The 21,960-nt window shown below is 61.3% G+C and carries 16 protein-coding genes and 2 pseudogenes; 5 read left to right on the forward strand and 13 right to left on the reverse strand.

Going from position 1 to position 21,960, the window contains the following annotated elements; translation table 11 throughout:
* Nucleotides 1-3 precede the first annotated feature (3 nt).
* The 4 genes from tdh to dnaG form a co-directional block, all read right to left on the reverse strand.
* The gene (gene tdh, locus CO655_RS12845; RefSeq protein WP_097664901.1) at nt 4-1,041 is read right to left on the reverse strand and encodes an L-threonine 3-dehydrogenase; all 1,038 of its coding nucleotides are present in this window, start codon (nt 1,039-1,041) and stop codon (nt 4-6) included.
* 180 nt (nt 1,042-1,221) lie between these two features.
* Nucleotides 1,222-2,409, reverse strand: a complete 1,188-nt coding sequence (locus CO655_RS12850; RefSeq protein WP_097664902.1) for a glycine C-acetyltransferase — start codon at nt 2,407-2,409, stop codon at nt 1,222-1,224.
* A gap of 106 nt (nt 2,410-2,515) precedes the next feature.
* Nucleotides 2,516-4,381 (reverse strand): DNA helicase RecQ, encoded by a 1,866-nt coding sequence (recQ, locus tag CO655_RS12855; RefSeq protein ID WP_097664903.1) that lies wholly within the window; start codon nt 4,379-4,381, stop codon nt 2,516-2,518.
* The gene (dnaG, locus tag CO655_RS12860) at nt 4,381-6,381 is read right to left on the reverse strand and encodes a DNA primase (RefSeq protein WP_097604726.1); all 2,001 of its coding nucleotides are present in this window, start codon (nt 6,379-6,381) and stop codon (nt 4,381-4,383) included. The genes recQ and dnaG overlap by 1 nt, the downstream gene beginning before the upstream one ends.
* A gap of 671 nt (nt 6,382-7,052) precedes the next feature.
* Between dnaG and CO655_RS12870 the strand changes: the two genes are divergently transcribed.
* A complete protein-coding gene (locus tag CO655_RS12870; RefSeq protein WP_097664904.1) occupies nt 7,053-7,940 on the forward strand; it encodes a hypothetical protein in 888 nt (295 codons plus the stop codon).
* 103 nt (nt 7,941-8,043) lie between these two features.
* Here CO655_RS12870 and CO655_RS12875 read toward each other — a convergent pair whose 3' ends face one another.
* Nucleotides 8,044-8,496, reverse strand: coding sequence for a GatB/YqeY domain-containing protein (locus CO655_RS12875; RefSeq protein WP_077991780.1), 453 nt, complete (start codon nt 8,494-8,496; stop codon nt 8,044-8,046).
* Between the two features lie 270 nt (nt 8,497-8,766).
* Here CO655_RS12875 and carA point away from each other — a divergent pair, with 270 nt between their 5' ends.
* Entirely contained in the window at nt 8,767-9,972 is a 1,206-nt protein-coding gene (gene carA / locus CO655_RS12880) for a glutamine-hydrolyzing carbamoyl-phosphate synthase small subunit (protein WP_097664917.1), read from the forward strand.
* A gap of 183 nt (nt 9,973-10,155) precedes the next feature.
* Here the strand turns inward: carA and CO655_RS12885 are convergent, their stop codons facing one another.
* The 3 genes from CO655_RS12885 to CO655_RS12895 form a co-directional block, all read right to left on the reverse strand.
* Nucleotides 10,156-11,265 carry a sulfite oxidase gene (locus CO655_RS12885; RefSeq protein WP_097664905.1) on the reverse strand — a complete coding sequence of 370 codons (1,110 nt, stop codon included), beginning with the start codon at nt 11,263-11,265 and terminating at the stop codon, nt 10,156-10,158.
* 479 nt (nt 11,266-11,744) lie between these two features.
* The gene (locus CO655_RS12890) at nt 11,745-14,213 is read right to left on the reverse strand and encodes an adenylate/guanylate cyclase domain-containing protein (protein ID WP_097664906.1); all 2,469 of its coding nucleotides are present in this window, start codon (nt 14,211-14,213) and stop codon (nt 11,745-11,747) included.
* Between the two features lie 83 nt (nt 14,214-14,296).
* Nucleotides 14,297-15,394, reverse strand: coding sequence for a branched-chain amino acid ABC transporter substrate-binding protein (locus CO655_RS12895; protein WP_097604714.1), 1,098 nt, complete (start codon nt 15,392-15,394; stop codon nt 14,297-14,299).
* Between the two features lie 334 nt (nt 15,395-15,728).
* Here CO655_RS12895 and CO655_RS12900 point away from each other — a divergent pair.
* Nucleotides 15,729-15,869, forward strand: a pseudogene (locus CO655_RS12900) (antibiotic biosynthesis monooxygenase); the annotation flags it as partial.
* Nucleotides 15,870-16,054: 185 nt separating this feature from the next.
* Here CO655_RS12900 and CO655_RS34770 read toward each other — a convergent pair.
* Together CO655_RS34770 and CO655_RS12910 are read right to left on the reverse strand one after the other, a co-directional pair.
* A pseudogene (locus CO655_RS34770) lies at nt 16,055-16,223 on the reverse strand (alpha/beta hydrolase); the annotation flags it as partial.
* 311 nt (nt 16,224-16,534) lie between these two features.
* Nucleotides 16,535-17,185: a hydrolase gene (locus tag CO655_RS12910; RefSeq protein WP_097664907.1), complete on the reverse strand. Its 651-nt coding sequence runs from the start codon at nt 17,183-17,185 to the stop codon at nt 16,535-16,537.
* A gap of 155 nt (nt 17,186-17,340) precedes the next feature.
* Here CO655_RS12910 and CO655_RS12915 point away from each other — a divergent pair, with 155 nt between their 5' ends.
* Complete coding sequence (locus tag CO655_RS12915) at nt 17,341-18,234, forward strand: LysR family transcriptional regulator (protein WP_097664908.1); 894 nt, start codon at nt 17,341-17,343, stop codon at nt 18,232-18,234.
* Nucleotides 18,235-18,279: 45 nt separating this feature from the next.
* Here CO655_RS12915 and CO655_RS33375 read toward each other — a convergent pair whose 3' ends face one another.
* Nucleotides 18,280-18,459 carry a hypothetical protein gene (locus CO655_RS33375; protein WP_141514309.1) on the reverse strand — a complete coding sequence of 60 codons (180 nt, stop codon included), beginning with the start codon at nt 18,457-18,459 and terminating at the stop codon, nt 18,280-18,282.
* 64 nt (nt 18,460-18,523) lie between these two features.
* Between CO655_RS33375 and CO655_RS12920 the strand changes: the two genes are divergently transcribed.
* Nucleotides 18,524-18,844, forward strand: a complete 321-nt coding sequence (locus CO655_RS12920) for an antibiotic biosynthesis monooxygenase (RefSeq protein ID WP_010026108.1) — start codon at nt 18,524-18,526, stop codon at nt 18,842-18,844.
* A 15-nt stretch (nt 18,845-18,859) separates the two neighbouring features.
* Here the strand turns inward: CO655_RS12920 and CO655_RS12925 are convergent, their stop codons facing one another.
* Nucleotides 18,860-20,263, reverse strand: a complete 1,404-nt coding sequence (locus tag CO655_RS12925) for an MATE family efflux transporter (RefSeq protein WP_097664909.1) — start codon at nt 20,261-20,263, stop codon at nt 18,860-18,862.
* A 145-nt stretch (nt 20,264-20,408) separates the two neighbouring features.
* The gene (locus CO655_RS12930; RefSeq protein WP_097604700.1) at nt 20,409-21,653 is read right to left on the reverse strand and encodes a TCR/Tet family MFS transporter; all 1,245 of its coding nucleotides are present in this window, start codon (nt 21,651-21,653) and stop codon (nt 20,409-20,411) included.
* Nucleotides 21,654-21,960: the final 307 nt, after the last annotated feature.

A 21,960-nucleotide genomic window follows, 5' to 3' on the forward strand; every position in this document is an offset into this window, starting at 1 on the left:
TCCTCACTTCCAATCCATGACGACTTTGCCGGAGTTGCCCGACCGCATCGCCTCGAAGCCCTCGCGGAAATCGTCGATCTTGATGCGATGGGTGATAAGGGGTGCGAGATCGAGGCCGCCCTGGACGAAGGCGATCATCTTGTACCAGGTCTCGAACATCTCGCGGCCGTAAATGCCCTTGAGATTGAGCATCTTGAAGATCACCTTGTTCCAGTCGATCTCGAAGCCCGCCGGCGCAATGCCGAGAATGGCGATCTTGCCGCCATTGTTCATCTTGTCGATCATGTCGCGGAAGGCGGGTGCAGCGCCCGACATTTCCAGCCCGACGTCGAAGCCCTCGGTCATGCCGATCGCCTTCATCACGTCGGCGAGATTTTCCTTCGAGGCATCGACGACGTGGTCGATGCCGAGCTTGCGCGCCAGCGCCAGCCGATGCGGATTGATATCGGTGATGACCACCTTGCGGGCGCCGGAACGCTTGGCGACCAGCGCCCCCATGATGCCGATCGGCCCGGCGCCGGTAACGAGCACGTCCTCGCCGACGAGATCGAAGGAGAGCGCGGTATGCACGGCATTGCCGAACGGATCGAAGATCGCGGCGATCTCATCGGAAATATCGTCCGGGATCGGCACGACATTGCTTTCCGGAATGCAGACGAACTCGCCGAACGAACCCGGCCGGTTGACGCCGACGCCGAGCGTGTTGCGGCAGAGATGCCCCCTGCCCGCCCGGCAGTTGCGGCACTTGCCGCAGACGATATGCCCTTCGCCGGAAACCCGCTCGCCGACATGATAGCGGGTGACCGCCGAGCCGATCTCGGCGATCTCGCCGCAAAATTCATGGCCGACGACCATCGGCACCGGAATGGTCTTCTGCGCCCACTGGTCCCAGTTCCAGATATGGACGTCGGTGCCGCAGATCGCCGATTTCTTCACCCGGATCAGCACATCGTTCGGCCCGACCTCCGGCACCGGCACATTCTCCATCCAGAGCCCGACCTCGGGCTTCGATTTGACCAGCGCCTTCATCATGTTCGACATATCTGTATCCCTTGGTCAGTGCCTGTTTCGGCCCCTCATCCGCCTGCCGGCACCTTCTCCCCGCCAGCGGGGCGAAGGAGATATGCCGCACCGGCTTCGTCAATCCTCGACGCTGCGTTTGGCACGTCCCCTCGCCCCGTTTACGGGGAGAGGGTTAGGGTGAGGGGCAATCCCTCATCCTCAAATCACGCCCAATTCCCGCCCTGCCTCGGCAAAGGCCGCAATCGCCCGCTCGACATCCTGCCTCGAATGCGCGGCCGACATCTGCGTGCGGATGCGGGCCTGGCCCTTGGGCACGACGGGGAAGGAAAAGCCGATCACATAAATCCCCTTCTTCAGCATCAGACCTGCCATGTCCTGGGCAAGCTTGGCGTCGCCGAGCATGACCGGAATGATCGGATGGCCTTCGCCGGCGAGCGTGAAGCCGAGCTTGGTCATCTCGGTGCGGAAGAGATCGGCATTGTCGGAAAGGCGCTTGCGCAAGGCATCGCCATTTTCGATCAGATCGAACACTTTCAGCGAGGCAGCGGCAATAACCGGCGCCAGCGTGTTCGAGAACAGATAGGGGCGCGAGCGCTGCCGCAGCCATTCGACGACCTCGGCTTTTGCCGCGGTATAACCGCCCGAGGCGCCGCCAAGCGCCTTGCCGAGTGTGCCGGTGATGATGTCGATCCGGCCCTCGACGCCGCAATGTTCGGGCGAGCCGCGGCCGTTTTTGCCGACGAAGCCGACCGCATGGCTGTCATCGACCATGACCATGGCGCCGTATTTCTCGGCGAGATCGCAGACGCCGCGCAGATTGGCGATGATGCCGTCCATCGAAAAGACGCCGTCGGTGGCGATCAGCTTGAAGCGGCTACCTTCAGCCTTCTTCAATTCTTCTTCGAGCGCCGCCATGTCGTTATTGGCATAGCGGAAGCGCTTGGCCTTCGACAGCCTGACGCCGTCGATGATCGAGGCGTGGTTCAGCGCATCCGAGATGATCGCGTCCTCCTCGGAAAGCAGCGTCTCGAACAGACCGCCATTGGCGTCGAAGCAGGAGGAATAGAGGATCGTGTCTTCCATGCCGAGGAAAGCGGAAATCCGCGCTTCGAGCTGCTTATGCTCCTCCTGGGTGCCGCAGATGAAGCGCACCGAGGCCATGCCGTAGCCGTAACGGTCGAGCGCCTGCTTGCCGGCCTCGGCCAGTTCCTCATTGTCGGCCAGACCAAGATAATTGTTGGCGCAGAAATTCAGCACCCGTTCGCCGGTGGAAATCGCAATTTCGCCCGCCTGCTTGGAGCTGATGACCCGTTCGGACTTATAGAGCCCGGCATCCTTCAACGCCGAAATCTCGGTGCGAAGATGGGAGAGAAATGGCGAGGTCATGGGCGGCCCTTCCTGATGTTTTTTATAGCTTCCGGGTTAGCATATCGCCGCCGGCTTGTCTTGTTCAGCGCCGGGCCGAGATCGAGAAGAACACCGGCCGATCCGCTCAGTCGTCATGCGCCAGGATGATCTCCAGGAAGGCGTCGCCATAGCGCTCGAGCTTTGCCTGACCGACGCCGGATATGGCGAGCAGCTCCTTGCGGCTGCGCGGCCGTTCGGTGGCAAAGGCAATCAGCGTCGTATCGGGAAAGACGACATAGGGCGGCACGCCGAGCGATTTGGCGATCGCCATGCGCTCGGCCCGCAACGCCTCGAACAGGCTGCCGTCAGCGCCAGACAGCGCCGATTTGCGCTCGCTGCGCTCCACCTTCTTCGTGCGCCGTTCCGAGGCAGGCCGGTCCTTGCGGAAGAATACCTGTCGCTCGTGCTTGAAGACGGCGCGCGCATCCGGCTCCAGTTTAAGCGCCCCATAGGCATCGTGATCGACCCGGATCAGCCCCATGGCGAGCAGCTGCCGGCAGACGGATTGCCAGGTCCGCGCCGGAATGTCCTTGCCGGCGCCGAAGACGGGCATATCGACATGGCCGAAACGCTCGGTCTTCTCGTTGACATTGCCGACGAGCACATCAATGACGTGGCCGGCGCCGAAACGCTCGCCGGTGCGATAGACGGCGGCCAGCGCCTTGATCGCTGCTTCCGTGCCCTCCCAGGTCTCGACCGGCTTCAGGCAGGTGTCGCAATTGCCGCATTGGCCGGCATGGGATTCCCCGAAATGGGCCAGGATCGCCTGCCGGCGGCAGGAGGCGGTCTCGCAGATCGCCAGCAAGGCATTGAGCTTGGCGCGCTCGACCCGCTTGATCTCCACGGCGGCATTGCCCTCGTCGATCATCCGGCGGCGCTGAATGACGTCGGCCATGCCATAGGCCATCCAGACCTCCGACGGCAGGCCGTCGCGGCCGGCGCGCCCGGTCTCCTGGTAATAGGCCTCGACCGAACCCGGCAGGTCGAGATGGGCGACGTAACGCACATTCGGTTTGTCTATGCCCATGCCGAAGGCGACGGTGGCAACCAGGCAGAGGTTCTCTTCCTTCAGAAAGGCATCCTGATTGGCGTCACGAAGCGCTCGGTCCATGCCGGCATGATAAGGCAGTGCACGAACCCCCTGCCCGTTCAGCCAGTCGGCCGTGTCCTCGACCTTGGCGCGCGACAGGCAGTAAACGATGCCGCTGTCGCCCTTATGGTCCGACAGGAAGCGCAGAAGCTGCTGGCGCGGCTGATCGCGCTCGACGATCTCATAGCTGATGTTCGGCCGGTCGAAGCTGGTGGTGAAGATCTCGGCAGAATCCAGCCCCAGCCGCTCGACGATATCGTCGCGGGTATGCGGATCGGCCGTTGCCGTCAGCGCTATTCTGGGCACACCGGGATATTGCTCGCCGAGCCGGCCGAGCTCACGATATTCCGGCCGGAAATCATGGCCCCATTGGGAGACGCAATGGGCCTCATCAATGGCAAACAGCGCGATCTTCTCGTTGGCGATCAGCTCGCGGAATCCGTCGGTCAGGATGCGCTCCGGCGTCACATAGAGAAGGTCGAGCTTGCCGCCCGAAAGCGCGCGGCGAACCTCGATAAACTCCTCGCGCGACAGCGACGAATTGAGTGCGGCGGCGCGGATGCCGAGCTGCTTCATCGCCTCCACCTGATCGCGCATCAGCGCAATCAACGGCGAAACGACGATGCCGACGCCCTCGCGGCAGAGCGCCGGGATCTGGAAGCACAGCGATTTGCCCGCTCCTGTCGGAAAGAGCACCACCGCATCGCCGCCTGACACGACGTGCTCGACCACCTGCTGCTGCTTGCCGCGAAAGGAGGAGTAGCCGTAGATCTGCTTCAACACTTCGAGCGGCGAGCGACCGGCGGAAAACAGCGCATCGGCAGCGGAAAAGCCAGCTTCGTTCCGTTCGGTCAGCGACATCAGTGGTTCGCCGCTCCTTTGACGCGGCCGGACAGCACACCAAAGCCGTCGATGATCGCCTCCTGGTTCTCGAGGCGCACACCTTCCAGATGCACTTCCTGCTGGGCCCGTATCAGCTGAACGATCGCCTCGCCGTCGCCGGCTTCGGTGGCCAGCGCAATCTCGCGTTCGAGCTCCATCTTCTGCCGGCGTAGCGCCTTTGCCCGTTTGTGGAAGGCGAGCGCCTGGCGATAACCCTCACGCGCATCTTCCATCGCCGCCTCCTCGGTCGCCGTCCAGAGCCGGGCATTGCGCACCTGCTGGTCGAGGCTCTTGATCAGCGGGCCGAAGCCTTCGAATTCCAGCCGTTCGGTCAGATAGTCACGCGTCAGATGCGGGCCGGCAACGGCGGCCGCTGCGCCAAGCACCGCCGACCAGAGCCGTTGCAGCTCGCGGCTGTCATATTCGATCGCGGCGATCTCGTCATAATCGTCGATCATCAGCGCCGGATGATTGACGATGGTGAGCGCCAGCACGCTTTCGCGCAGCGCCGTATTGTCCCGGTGGCCGCGCACGGGGCCCGAGCGGGCAAGCCGGTCGGAAATCAGGCTCGGGCTTTTCGGCCCTGCCTTACCGGGATTATCGCGGCCCGCCCGGGAATTGCCGCCGAAACCGCGCCGCTCGCTATTATTGCGGTTCTGGAACTGCGGCTGGAAGAAGGCGTTCAGCCGGTCGCGAATATCCTGCTGGTAATGACGGCGCACATTCTCGTCGGCGATGACGGCCACAAGCTGCTTCAGCCGCGCCTCGAGCTCGGCGCGCGCCTCGGGCGTATCGAACTTGCCGGTATTGATCTCCCGGCTCCACAGCATCTCCGAAAGCGGCTTTGCCTGGCTCATCACCTTGTCGAAGGGCGCACGGCCCTCATCGCGCACGAGATCATCAGGGTCTTTGCCGTCGGGCAGCAGCGCGAAGCGGACGGAGCGGCCGGGCTTCAGATGCGGCAACGCCAGTTCAGCGGCGCGATTGGCCGCACGGATGCCGGCGCCGTCGCCGTCGAAGCAGAGCACCGGTTGCGGCACCATCTTCCAGAGCAGCTCGAGCTGGTTTTCGGTAAGCGCGGTGCCGAGCGGCGCAACGGCGTTCTCGACGCCGGCCTGATGGAGCGCGATCACGTCCATATAGCCTTCGACGGCAATGATGGTGCCGCTGGCATTGTCGTCCTGCTGATCGCCGCGGCCAGGCCCCTGGATCGCGCGGCGCGCGCGGGCGAAGTTGTAGAGCACATTGCCCTTGTGGAAGAGCTCCGTCTCGTTGGAATTCAGATATTTCGCCGGCGCGTCTGATGACATGGCGCGGCCGCCGAAGGCGATCACCTTTTCCCGCGACGAAAGGATCGGAAACATGATGCGGTCGCGGAAGCGATCGTAGGAAACCGGCACATTTTCATGAACGACGAGGCCGCAGGCTTCGATCTGCTCCTTGGAGACGCCCTTGCCGGCAAGGAATTCCTTGAGTGCATTGCGGCTGTCGGGCGCATAGCCGAGGCGAAAGGTCTCGATGGTGCGCCCCGTCAGCCCGCGATCACGCAGATAGGCGCGCGCCTTGGCGCCATTGGCGGTCTGCAGCTGGTCCTGGAAGAAGGCCGTCGCCATTTCCATGACGTCGATCAGCGAGCCGCGCTCCTTCTCGCGCTTTTCCATGACAGGATCGGCAAGCGGCATCGGCACGCCGGCCATATCGGCGATCTGCTGCACCGCCTCGGGAAAACTCAGGCCTTCGAGCTCGGTGAGGAAGCGGAAATGGTCACCGGTGACGCCGCAGCCGAAGCAGTGATAGCGGCCCTTCCGGTCCTCGCAGTGGAAGCTCGGTGATTTCTCGCCGTGGAACGGGCAGCAGGCCCAGTAATCGCCGCGTGACACGTTGGTCTTGCGCTTGTCCCAGCTCACACGGCGCGCGATCACGTTCGAAATTGGAACGCGGTCACGGATCTCATCGAGAAAGGTGTTGGAAAAGCGCATTTATACCTCTTGGCCAGCCTCCATATAAGCTGCTTTGCCGCGCCATGCCACGAAACTTGTCAGGAAAACCCGCTATTCACAGGCAAGTGCACGCCTCCCTGATTGCGTCGCTTATCCAATCAAAAACACGTTATCGCCCCTGCGACAGGGGTGCGACATTATTGTCTTCGGGGAACCAGAATTCCGCCGTCGCGCAAGCTTCGGCAAAGGCGGCCATCTCCCATGTGCCTCAAATAAATCGTTTGAAAACAAATTATTATCACCCTCTATCACGGTCCGCTCTGCTCTTTGCAGCGCCATCCGAGCCTCCGCTTCGACATCTCCAAAACCGACATTTTCGGCAATCATTATTTTTTTGTAATTTGAACAGCCCGCCGCCCCGCAATAAGTTCGATCTCAACAAAGCGATCCCCGAGCGAAGCACCATCCCTACCCCCGGCGCCGCTTCGCAAGGGTGCCTTTGCAAATAGCCTCCGGCTTGGGCTTCGGCCCTGCGTGCCGGCGGAAGCAAAGTGCAAGAAGGCAGGAGCGCCCCCAGCTCCTGCCTTCTTAATTTTTTGGCTTGCCCTGATACAAATTCCCTTTTGAAATTAACCGATTATTGACAAAACCGTTGACATCAGGCGCGTGCGTGAAGGAAGTATGCGCCGAATTTCCTGGACTCCTTCCCCATGGCCTTTACCGCTGAAACTCTTGCAGCAGACGATCGCTTTCTCGCGGCAATCCTCCACTGCGCCGATCAGATGCTCACGATCTATCGTGAGAGCCCGCGCATCGCCTCGATTTTCGCCGCACAGCAGCGCTGGCTGATGGCCCATGCCGGCTTTGCGCTTCATTATGGCCATCCCGACTATGAAAAGAGCGGCCTCTATTCCGGCCGCTTCATCGATTTTGCGGTCAAGAACGACATCGCCAGCCGCAACACGGCAGCGGCCTTCATGCAGGAAATGCTGGCCTATCGCTTCCTGCGTCCGGCTCCTGGTGCCGACAAGCGCACACGCTATCTGGAACCCACCGAAATCGCCGAGCAGCATTTCACCCGATGGCTCGTCACCCACATGATGATCCTCGACAGCCTCGACGGCGGTAAGCGCGCCGACAGGATCGCCGCCGATCCCGTGGCGATGATGGCAGCGATCCAGCCGCGCATCGCAAAAGCAATCATCGGAAGCCAGGCGGTGCGCAGTCCGGGCCCCACCTTCAACCTCTTCAACTGGGCAAATTCCGGCGGGCTGGTGATGGACTACCTGATCTCACGCCTTCCCGAATTTCCCCGGACGGCCGAGCGCGTCGCGGTCGGCCCCCTGTCGCTGCGGGAAATCCGCGACCAGTTCATGATATCGAACACGCACCTGAAGCGGCTTCTGACGCAGGCCTCAACCATGGAAAGCGTCGGCTGGACCGAACCGTCCCGCAAGGGCGACTTCTGGCTGTCGCGCCGCTTCATCCTTGAATACTGGAATTATCAGGCTGCGAAATTCGCCATCGTCGACGCCGCCGCCGAGGCGGTGCTCGGACCTGCGGTCCTGATCGAACCGCAGGCAAGACGCGTGGTCTGAATTAGAGCATGTCTCGCAAAAGTGTGCAGCGGTTTTGCGATAAAGACATGCGTGAAAACAAAGACCTAAAGCGTGACAAGCGAATCAAAGATCGCGACACGCTTTAGTTCAACAGTTCCTTGACGGTCGCGGACGCCTTGGCGAAATCCATCTGGCCGGCATAACGCTCCTTGAGCGCGGCCATCACCTTGCCCATGTCCTTGGCGCCGACGGCACCGGTCTCGGCGATGATCGCCGAAACGTTGGCGCGCACTTCGCTCTCCGAAAGCTGCTTCGGCATGAAATCCTGGATGACGGTGATTTCGGCGCGCTCCTTGGCGGCGAGTTCCGGCCGGGAATTCTCCTCGTAGATCTTTGCCGATTCGTCGCGCTGCTTCACCATCTTGGCGAGAATCTGCAGGATCTCGTCGTCGCTCGCCTGCTCCTTGCCGGCGCCACGATTGGCGATATCGCGATCCTTGATTGCGGCCTGAATCAGCCGGACGGTGGAAAGCCGCTCCGAATCCTTGGCCTTCATCGCCTCTTTCAGCTGGGTGGCGAGTTGATCGCGCAGCATGGTCTTTTCTCCTGATTTGATGCCGCTTCATAAACCACGCTGATGCGGGGGATCAAATAAATTGCGCGATCGGCGCGATAAAGCGCAGGAAAACGGCCGCAATCCCGGTTACAAAGATTGACGCTCAGCGATTGCGTGGCTATCTACCGCCACCTGCACCAAAATTCGTGATCAGGCCTGAAGCGCGCGGTATTGCCGCGTCCACACGCCTGCGAGATCAAATGGCAGCGAGCGCGGCAACGCGCATCGGCCGCCGGAAACGGGATGAAGATGACCGCGACAGCACCCTGGACAATCGAAAAGCCGACCGCCCTGCTCGTTCTTGCCGACGGCACGGTGATCGAAGGCAAGGGCATCGGCGCCACCGGCAAGGTCCAGGCCGAGGTCGTCTTCAACACGGCGCTGACCGGCTACGAAGAGATCATGACCGACCCTTCCTACCTCGGCCAGATCGTCACCTTCACCTTTCCCCATATCGGCAATATCGGCACCAACGATGAGGACATCGAAGATCTGACGCCTGCCGCCCGCCACGGCGCCGTCGGCGTCATCTTCAAGGCCGACATCACCGAACCCTCGAACTACCGCGCCGCCAAACATCTCGACCAGTGGCTGAAGGCGCGCGGCATCATCGGTCTCTGCGGCATCGACACCCGCGCACTGACCGCCTGGATCCGCGAGAACGGCGCTCCGAACGCAGTGATCGCCCACGATCCGAACGGCGTCTTCGACATCGAGACGCTGAAGGCCGAAGCCAAGGCCTGGAGCGGCCTCGAAGGCCTCGACCTCGCCAAGATCGCGACCTCGGGCCAGTCCTCGCAATGGACCCAGACGCCGTGGATATGGAACGAAGGCTACGGCGAGCTCGGTGCGGCCGATGCCAAGTATCACGTCGTCTGCCTCGACTACGGCGTCAAGCGCAACATTCTGCGCCTGTTTGCCGGCCTCGACTGCAAGGTGACCGTCGTGCCGGCGACAACGAGCGCCGAAGACGTGCTCGCCATGCAGCCGGACGGCATCTTCCTGTCGAACGGCCCCGGCGATCCGGCGGCAACCGGCGAATATGCCGTGCCCGTGATCAAGACGCTTGTTAAGGCCGATATCCCGGTCTTCGGCATCTGCCTCGGCCATCAGATGCTCGGGCTGGCCCTCGGCGCCAAGACCGAGAAGATGCACCAGGGCCATCATGGCGCCAACCATCCCGTCAAGGATCACACGACCGGCAAGGTCGAAATCGTCTCGATGAACCACGGCTTCGCGGTCGACTCGAAGTCGCTGCCCGATGGCGTTGAAGAGACTCATATTTCGCTGTTCGACGGCACCAATTGCGGCCTGCGCGTGCTCGGCAAGCAGGTGTTCTCCGTCCAGCACCATCCGGAAGCCTCCCCCGGCCCGCAGGACAGCCACTATCTCTTCCGCCGCTTCATCAACATGGTGCGCGAGAAGAAGGGCGAACCGGCGCTCGCCGAACGCTGATTCAAGAACTGCCGATTTCGCAAAGGCCCGCTAAACCGGCAGCCACCAACGTGATGTGGAATCTGTTGATCTTGAAGGCAGCAAGGAGAGGAAGGACCGCTATCTGCCGAAGCGGTCTTTTTTCGTTATAGAGGAATAAGGCCGCGTTGCGCCAAAAGCCGCCATTCCGCCTCATGCGGGTGATTAGATCACGAATTCCTCCTCGTACGTTTGTGGTGCGGGAACGACCGTAACCTCCACCGGAACGATCCAATTGGCCGCGTAGCTCTCGCAGTCGGAACGCTGGAGGTCGGGCTGCACGCACCCCGCACCATCGATCGCGCGACATCGCAGTATATATCGCCCCGCTTCTTCAGGGGTCCACATGTACTCCCACAAGCGCCATGCGAAGGGACGTTCTGTTTCGAGGAGCCTCCCCTCGCGCCAGCCCCTGCCATCTCCGGTGCAGACCTGCACCTGCCGGATAACAGCCTCTCCGCTCCAGGCGGCTCCGAAAATCCGATACGGTTGGCCGGCGACGAGACGCGCGCCCTGCACGGGACGCGCGATCTGCGCTTTGACCTCCATCTCCGCGAGGGGGACCAGCCTGGGTTCCCCGAGGCTGCGCTCCCAACGGAAATAGTCGCGCGCCTGCCAGTAGCCAAGGAACGGTTGCTCCACAACCGTGATATCAGTGATCCACTTGACCCAAGCCATGCCGAACCAGCCACCCACGACCGCGCGCAGCGGGTAGCCGTGATCGCGCGTCAACGGCTCCTCGTTCATCGAATAGGCAAGGATCGTGCTGTCAGCGACGGCCTTCTCAAGCGGCAAACTGCGCGCAAAAGCGATGGGGCCTGGAGAAGCCGTTTTCTTGTTCGTGTCGACGACGCCGCTGTCTGCGCCTACGAGCAGAACCTCACGTGCGGTTCGCTTAACGCCCGCCATTTCTAAAATCTCGCGCAGAGGAACACCTGTCCACGCGGCATTGCCGACGGCTCCGTTCTGCCACTGCAACCCCTCCCTCGGCGGCACATAGTAGACGCGCCCGTTCCCTGCGCACTCGACGACGGCAGTGAACGTCGTGCTCCGCATCGCCTTGATGCTGTCGAGGTCAAGTTCGATCGGCCGCTCCACCGCCCCGCCAACGCGCAATCTCCAGTCTCGCGCATCGAGGTCCGGCGACGGGAAATGGTTTCGTACGAAGAACAGCTCGGTTGGGATCAGCCAATCGGAGAGTGACGCAAACGGAAACTCGATATTCTCAGGGGATTTCTGTCGAACTATTAGACTGGGTTGCTCTGGTGTCGGCATCGTCCTCGTCTCCCCTTCCAAGAGCACAACGTTGGCACTCGGGTCGCGCGAATTCCGGTTTGATCACACCGCCCCTCGCAGTGCGTCTGTCGCGTTCCGTCTTCGGCCCCATTCTAGCACATACCGCACGTTCCTCGGATCGACCTCGAACGGCAGCAAAAGGCCCGAATGCTGCTATGGGCCCCACGTCTCTTTCGCGCCCACATGTCCGGAGGCTGGCGGCACCTACACCATCAAGAACGTTGTCGACAACGGTCTCGAGGGCAGTCGCGGAATGCTTGGCAACAGACCAAGTTCCACAAAACTGCGGCTGAGCTCGGCGCAGGTTACACTGGAATCACGGTGGGCGCACAGGTGACAGCTACGGGTGTAACCAACGCGAACATCGATCCATCGGCTTGCAAGGGCGTCGATCCAATTATCACCGCATTCTGGGGAGGCCGATGCCTGTAGAGGCGACAACCCGCGCGAACGTGAGCCTACGACCCAGGCTTGTGACAAAGTCGATCGAGCGTGTCTCGAAGTGCGGCGGCGGCCTGATCGCGCTCATCGGTAGACATAAGCTCGGGCTCAGCTTCCAATCTCAGGTGCGGCAGTGCGGTTCGGACGGTACGACGGCTGCGGACCAGATTTTCCTTCAGATCGACCACGCGATAGGTGGCGACCGGATAGGCTATTCCCTTTACGTGGACATGCCCCAGTTCCTCACACTCGATCGTGTCCTTCACTTGCGCAAACGTCTCATAAGAAATGAGAACGGTGCCCGGCGACGCTTCCTGCTCAAGACGCGAGGCGAGATTCACGGCGCCGCCGATTATCGTGTAATCCATCCGGTCCTCGCTGCCGAAGTTGCCCACAGTGCAGTAGTCTGTGTGAATGCCAATGCGGCAGCGCAGCGGTGTTTCAATTCCGATATCGCGCCAGATTTCCCCAAGCTCGCTCATTCGCTTTTGCATGGCGAGAGCCATCTGCACGCAGGCGAGCGCGTCATCCTTGACGCCGCGGGTTTCCGGATCGCCGAAAAACATCAGGATGGCGTCTCCGACATACTTATCGATCGTCGCGCCGTGATCTGAAGCAATCTTCGACATTTCCGTCAGGTAGTGATTGAGGAGCTGTGTGAGATCCTCGGATTCCATTTTGTCTGTGGTTTCGGTAAAGCCGGCGATATCGGAGAAGCATATCGTCAGCTTCTTCCGCTGGCTGGCGATCCTGACGTCCTGGCGGCCGGTGAATATGGAGTTATACACTTGCGGCGCCAGGTATTTCGCCAGCTTGCTGGAAAGCGCCTCGAGAGCTACGGATTTCTCGGCAAGGTTTTCCTCCCGTTGCTTCAGCTCGGTGATGTCCGAGTAGACGGCCACCGTGCCGCCAGCCGTGATCCGCCGCTCGCTAATCATGATCCATCGCCCGTCGCGACGCCGCTGCACCCACGTTTCACCAGGGTTGCGATGTCGCGAAAGCCGCTCGGCAACCCACTCCTCGACTCGCCCCTCAGCATCCTTGATGTAGCCGCCCTCGGCGGACCGGCGAACAATCTGCTCGAATGTCGTGCCGGGTGTCATTTCCTCCAGGCCGGCGTACAACAGCTCGCGGTAGCGGCTATTGCTTAGCACGAGCCTGTCCTCGCCATCGTACAGAGCGAATCCTTCGGAGATGCTCTCGATGGCATCCACAAGCCGCTGGCGCGCTTCCGCAACCTCGCGCAGGCTGTTTTCCTCCACCTCGACCGCAGTATCCCGGAACAGCCTGAGCGCCCCGGCCATGCGGCCGATTTCGTCGCGGCCTCCGGCGGGCATCTGCGCATGCAGATTGCCGCCCGCAATTGCCAGCATGCTTTGGCTTACCTCTCCCAGACGGGCGAGAAGGCTGCGGTCGACATAGAGCCAGACAACCAGAACCGAACTCAGGAGGCTTAGAAGGGCGGAGCCAAGGACAATGCCGGTGCCGTAGCGCCGGACGACCGAGGCTTCGAGAGCGGACGCGGCGATCTCATGGTTTGCCTTTGCAACCAGGCGATCGACGGCCGCGGTAAGGTCGCGCGATAGCCGGCTGTTTTCAGCCAGAAGCTTTTCGCCCTGTGCAAGGACAGCAAACTCGTCCTGTCGTACCTTCGGGATCCCGTTCTCACCGTCGGTCAGCGACTTCAACTCGTCCAACCGTTGTTGGAAGCGGGTCCGCAACTTTTCGTCGATCTCGGTGGAGACCGTTTCGAGTACGGCGAGCGACCGGCGGAGCGGAAACAGGATCAGCTTCAGATCTCCCGGCGTATGCGCGTTGGCAGTTTTGACCAGCGCGTCGTTGACTGCTGAGATCTCCTGTTGCGCCCTCTGCTGGGGGATGTAGGCCGCGATTGCCTTGACCAGGTCGCTCGTCGCCGCAGCACGCGCGTCGGGTGGCGCGGCGGAATCAGCCACCGCTGCGCGCCACTGGGGAACCTTGGAGTTCATCACGACGATGCCGGGCGCGAGGAGACGCTGACTTGCATTTGTCGTGTCCGATAAGCGGCGCAGCAACGCCTCCTTGCGCTGAACCATGGTAAGGCGAACGGCCACAAGATAGTCGAGAGCATCGAGGTTTCGTCGTAGACCAATCACGGCGTCTTCGATTTCAGTCACCGCCGTCGCGCTGAATGCGGTGCCTTTAAGTGCGGCGAGCAACTCTTCGAGACGCCCCATCTCGACTCCGATCGCAGCCGAGACCTCGTTGTGCTGAACCGTGCTGGTCGCCGCCAGCACTGACGGCGCGGTGGAAGCAACCCTCTCAGCCTGGCGCGACAGTTGGAGAGAAGCGAGCGCCGTCGGCACCCGTTCCTTGGTGATGCGATCGACCACGTCGCCGACCTGAAGGAAGGCATAGAGAGCTGCGCCAGTCGCGAGCACTGCGAAGGTGCTGATGCCGAAGAAAGCGAGCAACAAGCGCCCGCGTATGCCGACGCGTTCAAACATAGCGGCAACCGCAAGGTCTGGCTTGCGCAGCCACTAAAGTCTGCACAGACTGGTCTAAAGCGATCCACCCGGCCGGCGGTTGACTATTCCAGCGGCACGTATTCGCCTCCCTTCCAGACATACCAAATCCAGCTTTGAACGGTGAGGTCGCCCTTGTCGTCGAAATCGACCCGGCCCATTACCGTTTCGAATTGATTACCTTGCATTGAGGCGATCACCTCTTGCGGCTTTAGAGAACCGGCCTTCTTCACCGCCTGCGACCAGACCTGGACGGCGGAGTAGCTGAGCAGCGTGTAGCCTGCGGGCTCGAAATTCTCGGCACGGAAACGCTCGACGACTTGAGCCGCCTGAGGGACGCGCCGTGGGTCCGCGCTAAACGTGAAGAGCGTACCCTCGGCGGCAGATCCGGCGATCAGTGCAAAGTCCTCGCTTGCCATGCCATCGCCTGAGACGAGTTGAAGTGCGTAGGCGCGGTCTCGCGAAGAGCGAACCATAAGCGCGACCTCGGGCAAATACCCACCAACATACAACACGGCGATGCCGGCGCCCTGTAACGCCGAGATCTCGGCCGTATAGTCGTTCTTCCCAGGGGTGAAGGCCTCGTAGATCGCTTCGGTGACACCCCGCATATTCAACTGCTTTCTGGTCTCGTCGGCGAGCCCCTTCCCATAGGTGGTGTTGTCGTGAAGGATCGCTATTTTCTTGTCACCCCAACGATCGGCCAAATAGTTGCCGGCTACCGCGCCCTGCGCGTCGTCGCGACCAATGACGCGGAAAACATTGGCACGACCTTGTTCGGTCAACAGCGGATTGGTCGAACCCGGTGAAATCTGTAGAATTCCCGCGGCCTCGTACACCTTGGATGCCGGGATCGAGGCCTGGGAACAGTAATGCCCGGCGACGAGCACCACACCGTCAGCCACCAGCTTCTGGGCGGCCGCCACAGCCTGCTCGGGATCGCAAAAGTCGTCGACCGTGATGAGTTGCACCTGGTGCCCGAGCACGCCGCCAGTCGCATTGATGTCGGCCACCGCCATCTCTGTGCCGCGCTGCATCTGCTCCCCGATCCAGGCGAGCGGTCCTGTGACCGGGCCTGCCGCTCCGATCAGGATCTCCGCCCGCGCTAGACTGCCAAGCGAAACGACGAGCGCGACGATAGCTGCAGTGATGCTGCTGCGCATGGTGTACCTCCTTGACAGCATACGCCAATTTAGTCCCGGCCGACAGCCCCCGCGCAGGCGCAGATATCTCCGCCATTCTGCAGCGCACTTGCCTCTTATCTCTATGGGCTGGTCAGGAGTTGACGTTCCTGCGGGCGTCAAAGTTCTTGCCGCCAAGGGCTGGGATTGGCGCCCTAAGCAGACATAGGAAGCAATGCCGTCACTCTGGAACACGACGGCGTCAGGAAGCGGTCGCCGCGCAATTTCTGACCGGACGTCTTCGCTTCCATGTTGACCTTAACCAGACTTGAGGAATTACAAACGCCCCGCGGACATCCGATGCAGGAGAAAATGGATGAGCGGAGCTTTCTTTCGTGTCGACAAGTTCGTCGTGCCGGCTACGGCGCGCGAGAAATTTCTCATCAAAGTGATGATGACCCATAAGCTGCGGGAGGCACAGGATGGTGTCATCGATCACAGCGTGCTGGAGCAGGTTCTATAACTCGCTATTACCGCCGATCACCACACTCTCACCAAGCGGGGCTGAAAGCCGCCGATTCTACGCTACAGCCCGAGATATTTTGAAAATCAGCGACGACGGCAGAAAGCAGCCTTACCCGTCATCACATCGCCGCCACGCCTCCATCGGCTTCGAATCCTGTCGATGTCAGTGAATCATGCTCGGCCATGCGCGACGACGCGATAGCCCTTCGACAGAAAGAAAATCATCTGCGCGTCCCAGTCGTCGAGCTGAGCGGCCAGCCATGGTGAAAAACAATCGGCTGGCGTCCTTCGGACCCCAATCCTAGTAGAAAATCTGTACGTCGTCGTCGGTTGTGACGAAGCCCATGGTTGTGGAGTGTCGTGGGTGGCAGGCCCCGCGGCATGCGCGGTGGCCCAGCGGAAAGGAGAAGCTTGCGGCAAGCGCCGATGCCGAGATCAGGACGTCCCGGCGATTGAGCGGCAGGCCAAGGGGAAGGGAGGGAGGCATCGAGGAGTCTCCGCGAATTATTCAAAAAGCGGCGCGGTGGGATCATACGCAATTGCCACACATGAGCGAGCTTGTTTCGGCAGAAGGCTTCGCTGTGAGGTCAGGATGGCAAAGGTCGAAAAAGCGATCAATTCCGCCTCTCACCGAAATGCTCGCCATCCCGGCCCGGATCAGCTCTCGCTGGGCACAGGCGTCTTGAGGAGTTGTTGCTCCCACAGGAAGGCGATGCCGCTGCCGCCGAAGTGCTGGATGAGAATCTCGGTCAGCTCTTCGACATGCTCGGTGCGCGCCCAGTCGCGCTGCCATTCGCCAGCGAGCGCCATCACGGTCATCATGTTTGCGCCAGCCGCGATCATCCGCTGGATGGCGATCTGGTGGGACTCGGTCGAAACGCCACCCGACGCATCGGTGATCACGGACACGTCCCAGCCTTCGCCGAGGGCTTGGATGACAGGCATTGCGACGCAGACTTCGGTCCAAAGGCCTGCGATAATCAGTTGCTTGCGCCCGGTCGCCTTGACCACGTCCACCACCTTTTCGTCCTGCCAGGTGTTCACCCAAGTCCGGTCGATCACTTCCTGCTCCGGGAAGACGTCAGTGATCTGCTTGAAGAGGAGGCCACCACGACCCGCGATCACGCTGGTGAGAATGGTCGGAACATTGAAGGCTTTTGCTAGCTTCGCCAGCGCGGTCGTGTTGTTGACCACAGCTTGCGGATCGTGGCTGTTCAGATTCGCGAGCTGATAGGGCTGATGGTCGATCAGAACGAGGACCGAATCTTCGGGACGAAGAAGAGAATCGAGGCCATTGCGAGGGATCATCAAGAAATTCCTTTCTCTGCCGTTGTGGACGGCGGTGGGTTCGCAGGAAACATGCGCCAGCGGGCGACGTTGCCTGGACGCAATTTGCCGTTCCCTTCGATGGTGCAATAGTGCCAAAGTCGGACTAGCTGTGTCGCGAAACGAGGAACGCCGAATTGGACATCGAAGATCTACAGACATTCGTTGCCGTAGCCGATGCCGGGGGTATATCGGCCGCCGCGCGTCGGCTCGGCGTCTCCAAGTCAATCGTCAGCCGTCGGCTCTTTCGGATTGAAGCGGAGCTTGGCGTCCAGCTTCTTGCGCGGACGACCCGCGGCGCCGCACTCACGGAAGCGGGAATCACGTTCAGGGACCATGCGGCCCGGGCCAGCGCCGAGATCGATACCGCCAGGGAAACGATCCTCCCCACCGGCGAGCTGCGCGGCCGTTTGAGGGTCGCAATGCCGCTTACTTTCGGCCCAACCCACTTCGCCCCCGTGCTCGCGGAAATGGCGCGTCTGCACCCGCAGCTTCACATCCATACCTCCTACAGCGATCGCTTCGTCGATCTCATCGCAGAGGGTTTTGATTGCGCGATTCGGGGTGCCTACCTCCAAGACTCAAACCTGATCGCGAAGCGTGTCGGGCCGATCCATGGAAAGCTTGTCGCCAGCCCGGCCTACATCAAAGCGCACGGTTCTCCTGAGACGGTAGAGCAGCTCGTCAACCATCAGGCCCTCATGCAGGGAACGGAAGCCTGGCAGTTCATGGATGGCAACAAGATCGTCACGGTTCAGCCGCAGGGCAAGTTCAAGGCCGACAGCGCCACGGCGCTTGCCGCGGCGGCGGCGGCAGGTCTCGGCATCGCATGGCTCCCCGATTGCATCACGCATGAATATGTGGCCACTGGCGCATTGGTTCCGATCATGACGCGCTATCCGGTCCCTCCGGGGGCCGCGTATGTCGTACGCCCGCCGAGCCAGCATCCCACCCGCAAAGTGCGGGTGCTCACCGAAATGCTGACTGAGTACTTCAAACGGAACCCGGAACTTTGGGGTGTGGATAGTTAAAACGCGAACTTTCTTGGCCTCGCTCTCCAGAAGCGGACTATCAGTTCACGGCCCCAAGCCGGTCGTTCCTTCACGTCGAGCCCACCGATTGCTGTGGCGCACAGTTGCTATCCAGCTGTCGAAACCCGCCATATAGGAAGCAATGCCGTCACCCTGGAACACGACGGCTTCAGGAAGCGGTCGCCCCGTAATTTCAAGATAGTGACCGGACGTCTTCGCTTCCATGTTGACCTCAACCATACTTGAGGAATTACAAACGCCCGCAGACATCCGATGCAGGAGAAAATGGATGAGCGGAGCTTTCTATCGTGTCGATAAATTCGTCGTGCCGGCTGCGGCGCGCGAGGAATTTCTCGTCAAAGTGATGATGACCCACAAGCTGCTGGAAGCACAGGAAGGTTTCATCGATCACAGGGTGCTGGAGCAGGTCGCCGGTCCCGGCGAATTCAATTTCGTCACCATTGCCGAATGGGAAAATACCGAGGTCGTCGAGCGTGCGCGGGCAGCCGTCGCCGCTGCCCACAAGGCCGCCAATTTCGATCTGCAGGAGATGTTTGCCCGTCTCGGCATTCGCGCCGATATCGCCAGCTACAAGCCCGTCGCCGCCTAAGGCCGGAAGGCCGGCTCAAGAGCCGGCCATCGCGCTTTCCCGGCGAAGGAGAAGATAGAAGCGTGCGCAGAGCATGACGGCGGCAGCCGCCAGTCCGACGAGGAAGCCGAACCAGATGCCGATGCCGCCGAAGCCGAGCGGGAAGGCAAAGGCCCAGGCGAGGAAGAAGCCGATCGGCCAATAGGCGATCAGCGCCATGATCATCGGCACGCGCGCATCTTTCAGGCCGCGCAGCAATCCATTGGCAATCACCTGCAGCCCGTCGACGAGCTGGAAAAGCCCGGCAACGACGATCAGCGGCCCGGCATAGGCCAGCACTTGCGGCGCCTCAGGCGAGTTGACGTCGAGAAACCAGCTGCCGAGGAATTGCGGCATGGTGGCAAAGAGCACCGAACCCACCGCCGAGATGGCGCAGGCAATGACAACAACCATAATCGAAGCGCGCACCAGCCCGTCATAATCGCCCTGCCCGTGCGCGACACCGATGCGCACCGTCGCCGCCTGGCTGAGACCGAGCGGGATCATGAAGGCGATCGAAGCCCATTGCAGGGCGATGCCGTGCGCGGCGAGTTCGATGGTGCCGATATAACCCATCAGAAGCGACGCGACCGTAAACAGACTGACCTCGGCAAGCACGGTGACGCTGATCGGGAAACCGAGGCGGAGGACCTCCAGCAGCGCGTGCCAGTCCGGCTTCCAAAACCGCACAAAGATCTCGTAGCGCCGCGTCTCTTCCCGCCGCTGGACAAAGACGAGGATGAAGAGGAAGCCCGCCGTCTGTACGACCACCGAGACGATCGCCGCACCCTCGAGCCCCATTGCCGGAAAGCCGAAATGGCCGAGCACGAGGGCGTAGGCGAAGATCGCATTCATCACCAGCGTGACGATGGTGACGTTGAGGATGATGCCCGCCTTGCCGATGGCGCTGACGAGGGCCCGCATCACGTTGAAAAGAAGGGCCGGCAGCACGCCGAATTGGCCAATCATGATATAGCCGTGGGCGAGCCTGGCCACCTCCGGCTTCTGCTGTGCAAAAAGCAGGATCTGTTCCGCATTGAAAAAGGCCGGTTGCGCGATGATCCAGAATCCGATCACCACCCAGAGCCCCATGCGCAGCGATCGGCGCACCGAGACGACGTCGCCGCGGCCATAGGCCTGCGCCACCATCGGAATGACGGCGATGGCAAAGCCCGAACCGAAGATCAGGATCGTGAACAGGAACTGAGCCGACAGCACCATGGCCGCCAGCTGCTCGGCGCCGAGACGCCCGACGATCATCACGTCGGTCGTGTGTATGCCAAGCTGAGCGAGCTGGGCGCCGACCAGTGGAATGCCGAGCGCCAGCGTCGCACGGAAATGTGCGCTCCAGCGATTATCGTTTGTCGGCGCAAGCCTGCGCGCGTCGATCGGCGTGTCCATGACACCAGTCCTGTGATTGAAATCTGCAACGCCGCCTAATGAAGCGGCAAAATATCATTCGGACTTAGATCAAAGCCTCGCAAAGAACTACCCCAGAACGGGAAGATGATGAAAAATTCATCATGACATCACTATTTCTGATTGATCAGCCCGCCGCTTCCAGCGCCTCGGCCGGCTCACGGAGCCTAACCCTGGTGAGGAATACACCGGCGGCCAGCAGGATGAGCACGGCGGCGGTGAGATAAGGCGCACCGGCAAAGGTGACGGGCGCCTCGGGCCGCGTGAAATAGCCGAACATCTGCGTGAAGATCAGCGGCCCGACGATCGTGGTGATGCTGCTGAGGCTGGTCAGCGCGCCCTGCAGCTCGCCTTGCGCCGAAGGCGGCACTTTGCCGGCGGCGATGCTGCGCAGCGGCGGATCGGCGACGTTTTCGATGACGGTCGCGACGATGACGACGTAGACGACCCACCCCTCCCAGGCGAAGGCATAGCCGGTCAGTCCCGCAGCCGAGAAGCACAGGCCGAGGAGAGCGGTCTTCCACTCGCCGAGCAGGGGCACGATCCGCGGCAGGACGAACCCCATGACGAGCGCGGCACCGATCCCGTAGATACCGAGCGACAGACCGATCTGCCCCTCGCTCCAGCCGTAACGATAGGTCGAGACGAACGACCAGACGGAGGGATAGACGGCATGCGCCAGGAAAAACAGGAACATCACCAGGCTGACCCAGCCAATGCCGGGGTAGTGGCGCATCTGGCGAAGCGCGCCGAGCGGGTTGGCGCGCTTCCACTCGAAGCGGCGGCGGTTCTTCGCTTCCAGCGTTTCCGGCAGCAGGAAGCAGGCGGCGATGAAATTGAGGAGCGACAGCGCTGCCGCGCCAAGGAACGGCACACGCGGTCCGAACTCGCCGAGAACGCCGCCGATGACGGGGCCGATGGTGAAGCCGACGCCGAAGGCGATGCCGATCAGCCCGAAATTCTTCGCCCGGTTCTCCTCGGTGCTGATATCGGCGATGTAGGCCGAGCATGTGGCGAAGCTGCCGCCGCTGATGCCGGCAAGCACGCGGCCGACGAACAGCATCCAGAAGCTGGTGGCGATGCCGCAGATGAAATTGTCGATCGCAAAGGTCAGCACCGACAATAAAAGGATCGGCCGGCGGCCGAAACGGTCCGACAGGTTTCCGAGCAGCGGCGCGAACAGGAACTGCATGCCGGCATAGACGAGCATCAGCCAGCCGCCGTCGATCGCCGCATCGCTGACGCTGCCGCCGGTCAGTTGCTCCAGATAGGCCGGCAGCACCGGCATGATGATGGCGATGCCGATAATGTCGAGGAAGAGGATGATGAAGACCAGGAAAAGGCCGCGGCGAACGAATTTCGGGTCAAGCATGAGGCATCTCTACAGCGATTGTTTCTGAAAAGACGATCTCGTCGCCGCTCAAGTGACATAGCTCAGAAAAGAAAACGAAACAATCCGTGAACATTTCAAAGTTTTTGATGCAGCTGTACGGGAAGTTCATGAAATCCCTCAACCGCCGGGCGGCGATCACGGCGACGACGCGCTGCTGCCGGCGGGCGTTATCCCGAACATATGCTGCGGCATATGGATAGTGAGAAGTAAGTATGGGCCGAGAGGCCCGAAGCGAAGGTCCTGCCGTGAGGCCCCCTCATCCGCCTGCCGGCACCTTCTCCCCGAG

The organism is Rhizobium sp. M1, assembly GCF_002531805.1.
GTDB lineage: Bacteria > Pseudomonadota > Alphaproteobacteria > Rhizobiales > Rhizobiaceae > Rhizobium > Rhizobium etli_C.

Bases quoted from the DNA above. Each gene is read 5' to 3' on its own strand.
- CO655_RS12920 (WP_010026108.1), top strand. From the start codon at position 18,524: ATGAGCGGAGCTTTCTATCGTGTCGATAAATTCGTCGTGCCGGCTGCG.
- CO655_RS12870 (WP_097664904.1), top strand. From the start codon at position 7,053: ATGGCCTTTACCGCTGAAACTCTTGCAGCAGACGATCGCTTTCTCGCG.
- dnaG (WP_097604726.1), bottom strand. From the start codon at position 6,381: ATGCGCTTTTCCAACACCTTTCTCGATGAGATCCGTGACCGCGTTCCA.
- CO655_RS12910 (WP_097664907.1), bottom strand. From the start codon at position 17,185: ATGATCCCTCGCAATGGCCTCGATTCTCTTCTTCGTCCCGAAGATTCG.
- recQ (WP_097664903.1), bottom strand. From the start codon at position 4,381: ATGTCGCTGACCGAACGGAACGAAGCTGGCTTTTCCGCTGCCGATGCG.
- CO655_RS33375 (WP_141514309.1), bottom strand. From the start codon at position 18,459: ATGGAAGCGAAGACGTCCGGTCACTATCTTGAAATTACGGGGCGACCG.
- CO655_RS12895 (WP_097604714.1), bottom strand. From the start codon at position 15,394: ATGCGCAGCAGCATCACTGCAGCTATCGTCGCGCTCGTCGTTTCGCTT.
- CO655_RS12930 (WP_097604700.1), bottom strand. From the start codon at position 21,653: ATGCTTGACCCGAAATTCGTTCGCCGCGGCCTTTTCCTGGTCTTCATC.
- CO655_RS12885 (WP_097664905.1), bottom strand. From the start codon at position 11,265: ATGCCGACACCAGAGCAACCCAGTCTAATAGTTCGACAGAAATCCCCT.
- CO655_RS12875 (WP_077991780.1), bottom strand. From the start codon at position 8,496: ATGCTGCGCGATCAACTCGCCACCCAGCTGAAAGAGGCGATGAAGGCC.
- CO655_RS12890 (WP_097664906.1), bottom strand. From the start codon at position 14,213: ATGTTTGAACGCGTCGGCATACGCGGGCGCTTGTTGCTCGCTTTCTTC.
- tdh (WP_097664901.1), bottom strand. From the start codon at position 1,041: ATGTCGAACATGATGAAGGCGCTGGTCAAATCGAAGCCCGAGGTCGGG.
- CO655_RS12850 (WP_097664902.1), bottom strand. From the start codon at position 2,409: ATGACCTCGCCATTTCTCTCCCATCTTCGCACCGAGATTTCGGCGTTG.
- CO655_RS12925 (WP_097664909.1), bottom strand. From the start codon at position 20,263: ATGGACACGCCGATCGACGCGCGCAGGCTTGCGCCGACAAACGATAAT.
- carA (WP_097664917.1), top strand. From the start codon at position 8,767: ATGACCGCGACAGCACCCTGGACAATCGAAAAGCCGACCGCCCTGCTC.